The organism is Sphingomonas sp. (genome assembly GCF_051962185.1).
In the GTDB taxonomy this organism is placed as follows: domain Bacteria; phylum Pseudomonadota; class Alphaproteobacteria; order Sphingomonadales; family Sphingomonadaceae; genus Sphingomonas.
Map to the genome: position 1 here is coordinate 1 of NZ_JBQCCN010000161.1, position 5,212 is coordinate 5,212.

At 65.8% G+C, this 5,212-nt stretch carries 8 protein-coding genes; all 8 read right to left on the reverse strand.

The features are described 5' to 3' along the window. Positions 1-789, reverse strand: a 789-nt coding sequence (locus ACTHJR_RS09950) for a lysophospholipid acyltransferase family protein (protein WP_440523000.1), incomplete at its 3' end; no start/stop codon positions are given. Positions 790-859: 70 nt separating this feature from the next. After that, positions 860-1,282, reverse strand: a complete 423-nt coding sequence (locus tag ACTHJR_RS09955; RefSeq protein ID WP_440523001.1) for a Fur family transcriptional regulator — start codon at positions 1,280-1,282, stop codon at positions 860-862. A gap of 240 nt (positions 1,283-1,522) precedes the next feature. Next, positions 1,523-1,939, reverse strand: coding sequence for a MucR family transcriptional regulator (locus ACTHJR_RS09960; protein WP_440523002.1), 417 nt, complete (start codon positions 1,937-1,939; stop codon positions 1,523-1,525). 108 nt (positions 1,940-2,047) lie between these two features. After that, positions 2,048-2,518 carry a ribosomal protein S18-alanine N-acetyltransferase gene (gene rimI / locus ACTHJR_RS09965; protein WP_440523003.1) on the reverse strand — a complete coding sequence of 157 codons (471 nt, stop codon included), beginning with the start codon at positions 2,516-2,518 and terminating at the stop codon, positions 2,048-2,050. Further along, positions 2,515-3,132 (reverse strand): tRNA (adenosine(37)-N6)-threonylcarbamoyltransferase complex dimerization subunit type 1 TsaB, encoded by a 618-nt coding sequence (gene tsaB, locus ACTHJR_RS09970; RefSeq protein WP_440523004.1) that lies wholly within the window; start codon positions 3,130-3,132, stop codon positions 2,515-2,517. Before tsaB ends, rimI begins: the two co-directional genes overlap by 4 nt. 87 nt (positions 3,133-3,219) lie before the next feature. After that, positions 3,220-3,810 (reverse strand): malonic semialdehyde reductase, encoded by a 591-nt coding sequence (locus ACTHJR_RS09975; protein WP_440523005.1) that lies wholly within the window; start codon positions 3,808-3,810, stop codon positions 3,220-3,222. Between the two features lie 42 nt (positions 3,811-3,852). Then, complete coding sequence (locus ACTHJR_RS09980; protein WP_440523006.1) at positions 3,853-4,428, reverse strand: NifU family protein; 576 nt, start codon at positions 4,426-4,428, stop codon at positions 3,853-3,855. Positions 4,429-4,520: 92 nt separating this feature from the next. Beyond that, a partial coding sequence (locus ACTHJR_RS09985) for a chloride channel protein (protein WP_440523007.1) occupies positions 4,521-5,212 on the reverse strand: 692 nt, incomplete at its 5' end.

A 5,212-nucleotide genomic window follows, 5' to 3' on the forward strand; every position in this document is an offset into this window, starting at 1 on the left:
TCCACCAAGCCGCTTCGCGTCTTGGTCCCCCTCCCCGTCCCGGGGAGGAGTTTTTCCGGCCCAGACATCATGTCCGATGAAGGTCGGCACGTCGTGCCCGATCACCTCGGCCAGCGCTTCGCGGATGCGGCGCAGGCTCTCGGCGGCGATCGCCTTGCGGCCGGGGAATTCGCGCGGGTCGAACGGGTCGAGGAAGGTGATGCGCAGCGGGAAGCTGCCCCTGCGGGCGAGCACGCGCAGTGCATTGTCCTTGCCGTGCTCGTCGCCGATCCAGCCGATATCGGGCCCGACCGCGCCGTAATCGAGCAGCACCGGCTGGACGAGCACGCCCGCCGGCGGCGGCTCGAGCACCTTGAGCAGGGGCGACTTGAACGGCAGCAGCGAGCGGCCGTCGGTGGTCGTGCCCTCCGGAAAGACGGTGACCGACCAATTCTCGGCCAGCGCGTCGCGCAGCCGGTTGATCTGTTCCGCGACGCCCAGCCGATCCTCGCGCGAGACGAAGACGGTGCGGTTGAGCGTCGACAGCCAGCCCACCACCGGCGCCTTGCGCAGCTCGGCCTTGGCGACGAACGCGGTGCCGCTCGCGCCGGCGATCGCGAGGATGTCGATCCAGCTGCAATGATTGGAGATGTAGAAGACGTCACGGCGGAGCGGCGTCCCGATCCGCTCGACCCGCGCGCCCGAACAATAGCCGGCCCAGGCCAGGAACATCCGCGGCCAGGGCGAGCTCAGCCGGAACAGCCGCCATAGATAATGCAGCGGCACGAACAGGATCAGCCCGGCGACCATACCGCCGCCGCGTCGCCAGATGCGCAGGCGTCCTCCAAACGAGATAGGCTGCGGGTTGCCCCGAGCCGCCTCAATCCTTGCGGGAGAGGCTGACTCCATAGAGCTCCATCCGGTGATCGACGAGGCGGAAGCCGAGCTTCTCCGCGATCTGCTTCTGGAGCTGTTCGAGCTCGGGATCGACGAATTCGATGACCTTGCCGGTCTCGACGTCGATCAGGTGATCGTGATGGGCCTCGGGCGCGGGCTCGTAGCGGGCGCGGCCGTCGCCGAAATCGTGGCGGTCGAGGATGCCCGCTTCCTCGAACAGGCGGACGGTGCGGTACACCGTCGCGATCGAGATGCCGGGATCGATCGCCGAGGCGCGGGCATAGACCTTCTCGACGTCGGGATGATCCTCCGCCTCGCTCAGCACGCGCGCGATGACCCGGCGCTGGTCGGTGATGCGCAGGCCTTTTTCGTGACAAAGAGCTTCGAGGTCGATCTTGCGCGCCATCGGGCGGATATAGGCGCATCACCCTTGTTGCGAAAGAAGAGAGTGATTCGCAATTAGCGACGCGATCCGCGGTTAATTCTCCCCCTGGCGGGGGAAGATTAGCAAATGCCATCCATGAAAGAAGAAAAGGCCGGGATTGATCCCGGCCCTTTCCTGGTCATTCCGGCTTCACCGGAGCGGTTGGATCGACCGTGCCCCGCACGGTCGAGATCGCCCGTCGGGCGATCCACGTCCAATCGATCACTTGCTCTTGCGGCGCTTGGTGCCCAGGCCGATCTTCTTCGCCAGGCTGCGGCGCTGCTCGGCATAGTTCGGCGCGACCATCGGATAGTCGGCGGGCAGGTTCCACTTGGCGCGGTACTGTTCCGGCGTCATCTGATAGTGCGTCATCAGGTGGCGCTTGAGCATCTTGAGCTTCTTGCCGTCTTCGAGACAGACGATGTAGTCCGGCTTGATCGACGCGCGGATCGACACCGCCGGCTCCTGCTTGGGCTCAGGGGCGGGCGCCTGCGGCGCCAGCCGCGACAAGCCGCGATAGATGTTCTGGATGACCAGTTCGATATCCGAAACCGCGACGTTGTTGTTGCCGAGATATTCCGCGGCAATATCGGCGGTCAACGTGACCAAGGTTTCCTGCATATCGTTGGTGTTTTCCATCTTGATTCCTTCGACCCTGAACGAATGAGTGCGATCCCCCAACGCCGCGCGGCTTTGATCCATATTGGGTAGGAGTGCAAGGATTAACCCGGATCAATCGCGATTATTTCACGCGATCTTGCGATGAAGCGTTAGCGCCGAATAAGTTCGCCCATCAGGACCGCGATAGTAGTCGCGGCGTTCACCTATCTTGGAAAAGCCAGAATTGCTGTACAATTTGATCGCGTCATTGCCGGCGCGGACTTCCAGATGAACGGCCGAAATCTTGCGAGTCGCACAATCGGCGACTAGCCCGCGCAACAAGGCCGCGCCGACGCCGCGGCGGCGGGCCTCGGGCAGGACGGCGAGCAACAGCAATTCGGCCTCGTCGAGCACGCCGCGCGTCAGCGCGAAGCCGACCGCCTTGCCGTTCAGCTCGGCGATCGTCAGCCAGACGCCCGGCACCGCCAGAATCCCGATCACCTGGTTGCGCGTCCAGGCTTCACCCCAGCGCGGGTCAAAGGCATGGGCCATGATGCGGTCGACGCGGTCGAGATCGCGGACATCGCCCTCGCGAAGGTCGATCGCCGCCGTGCTCATGCGCCGACCGTGTCCGGCGCCATCGGCTTGGCGTCTGGCGCGCGGCCATAGATCGGGCGTGGTGGCAATTGGATTTGCTCGGCCGGTAGCAGGATGACATCGGCCGCGTTGGGCAGCACGTCGCGTCCGCCCGACGCCAGGAAGCGCACGCCATTGCCGACCGCTGTTCCCTCGATCCGCGCCATGGCCTCTGCGGGCGGAAGCGAAGCGAAATCGGCGGTCGCGGCAAGGGGATAACGGGCGAAGGGCTGCATGAAGACCTCGCCATGCCCACCTTCCAGCACGACGGCAAGCCGGTCGAGGTCCGCATCGGCGGCGAAAGCGGCGGCAGCGACGAGCGGCAGCGACGAGAAACCGTGGACCGGGACGCCCCAACCGAGACCAAGCCCGCGCGCCGCGGCGATGCCGACGCGGATGCCGGTGAAGCTGCCCGGGCCGCAATCGACCAGCACCGCGTCGGCGCGGCCGCCGCTGGGCAGCGCGGCGATCATCGGCACCAGCCGCTCGGCATGGCCGCGCCCGACCACTTCGTGCGCCGACGCGACCACCGCGCCGGCCTCGACCAAGGCCACGGAGCAAGCGGCGGTGGCGGTTTCGATGACGAGCGTGCGCATCACACCGTCATGCCAGCGCAAGCCGGTATCTCAAGAGGCTTGAGACTCTGGCTTGCGCCGGGGCGACGTTTTTTGCCCGAGATTTGCTCAGAGAACAGTGTTGAACTTCTCGAACGCCGGGCGCGGGAGGCGGCCGAAAATGCTGGCGGGATCGCCATGGCCGAGCGTCGAGAGGATCGTCGAGCGCAAATTGGGCTGGTCGGCGAAGAACGCCTCGTCGACCGCCGCGTTATTGAACCCGGTCATCGGTCCGGTATCGAAGCCGAGCGAGCGCGCGGCGATAATGAAATAGGCCGCCTGCAGCGTCGAGTTGAGGAAGGCGTGCCGCTCCCGTGAGACCGGTTCGGAGAACCACGGCCGCGCGTCGACGTGCGGAAAGAATTCGGGCAGATGCTCGTGGAATTCCTTGTCATAGGCGATGATCACCGCCGCCGGCGCCTTGCGGATCTTGTCGGCATTGTTTGCGCTGGCATGGGTCGCGAGCCTGTCCTTGGCTTCCTGGCTGAGCAGCCAGGTGAAACGCGCCGGCTGCTGGTTGGCCGAGGTCGGCCCCATCTTCACCAGTTCGTAGATCGCGCGGATGTCGTCCTCGTTGACCGGCGCATCAGTATAACCGTTGTAGGTCCGCGCGGTGCGGAAGATCGTGTCGAGTGCGTCGTCGTTGAGCGGCGTGCCCATGACTTTTCCCTTCGGATGAAAATGGCGGCGCTGGGCCGGCGGTCAGACCGCGCGAACCTCGGTGACTTCGGGAACGTAATATTTGAGCAATTGCTCGATGCCGTTCTTGAGCGTGGCGGTCGACGACGGACAGCCCGAGCACGCGCCCTGCATGCGCAGATAGACCTTACCCTTGTCGAACCCGCGATAGATGATGTCGCCGCCATCGTTCGCCACCGCCGGGCGGACGCGGGTGTCGATCAATTCGCGGATCTGCGCGACGATATCGGCATCGGCAGGATCGTCGGCGAGGCCCTCGTCATCGCCGGGAACGCTGATGCCGGCGGCGGACGCCGGCTTGAACAACGGCATGCCGGCCGAGAAATGGTCGAGCAGGATCGCCAGCACGTCGGGCTTGAGACCGGGCCAGTCGACGCCCGGCGCCGCGGTCACCGAGACGAAATTCTTGCCGAAGAACACGCCGGTCACGTCGCCCAGGTTGAACAGGGCCTCGGCCAGCGGCGAAGCGTCGGCTTCCTCCGGCGTCGCGAAGTCGCGCGTGCCGGCGTCCATCACCGTCCGTCCGGGCAGGAACTTGAGCGTCGCGGGGTTGGGCGTAGCTTCGGTTTCGATCAACATGGCTGCGATGTGGGCCGTTCGTCGCTCGGGATCAAGCGCCGAGGCGGAAACGGTTTGTTGCATCGGGATAAGAGCGAATTGCCCGGCTCGCTCTAATCCTCTCGTTCTTTGGGCAGAAACCCGGCGGCGAGCCCGTGATAGAGCCGTTCGCGGCAAACCAGGGCGGCGGCGCCCTCGGCGATGATCGCGGCGGCGAGCAACGGCAGCATCAATCCCCGACTGCCGGTGGTTTCCGAAATGATGACGACCGCGGTCAGCGGCGCCCGGACCACGCCGGTGAAATAGGCGACCATGCCGAGCAGGATCACGGCACCCGCCGGCTCTTGCGGAAACAGCGCGTGGAGCATATTGCCGACGCCCGCGCCGGTCGCCAGGCTCGGCGAGAAGATACCGCCCGGCAATCCCGCCCCGGTCGTCACCAGCGTGCTCGCGAACTTGGCCGCGCCGAACCACAGCGAGGTGTCCTGACCCTGGATCATCGCGCGCGCAGGCGCATATCCGGTCCCCCAGGTCGTGCCCGTCCAAATGCCCAGCATCGCAACGATGAGGCCGGCCGCGGCCGCGAGCAGCAAGGGATGTCCGCCCGAGATTCGCCGAGCGCCGCCACGCGCGAACCACAAGGTCAGCCGGGAGAACAAGCCGCCGCTCACGCCTCCCAGGATGCCGGCGACTGGCGCGACGACCAGCACCGTTCCGAGCGGCAGCGTCTGTCCGACGATACCAAAATAGACGTAGTCGCCGGCGACGCCTTGCGCGATCATCCCCGACACCAGCACCGCGGTCA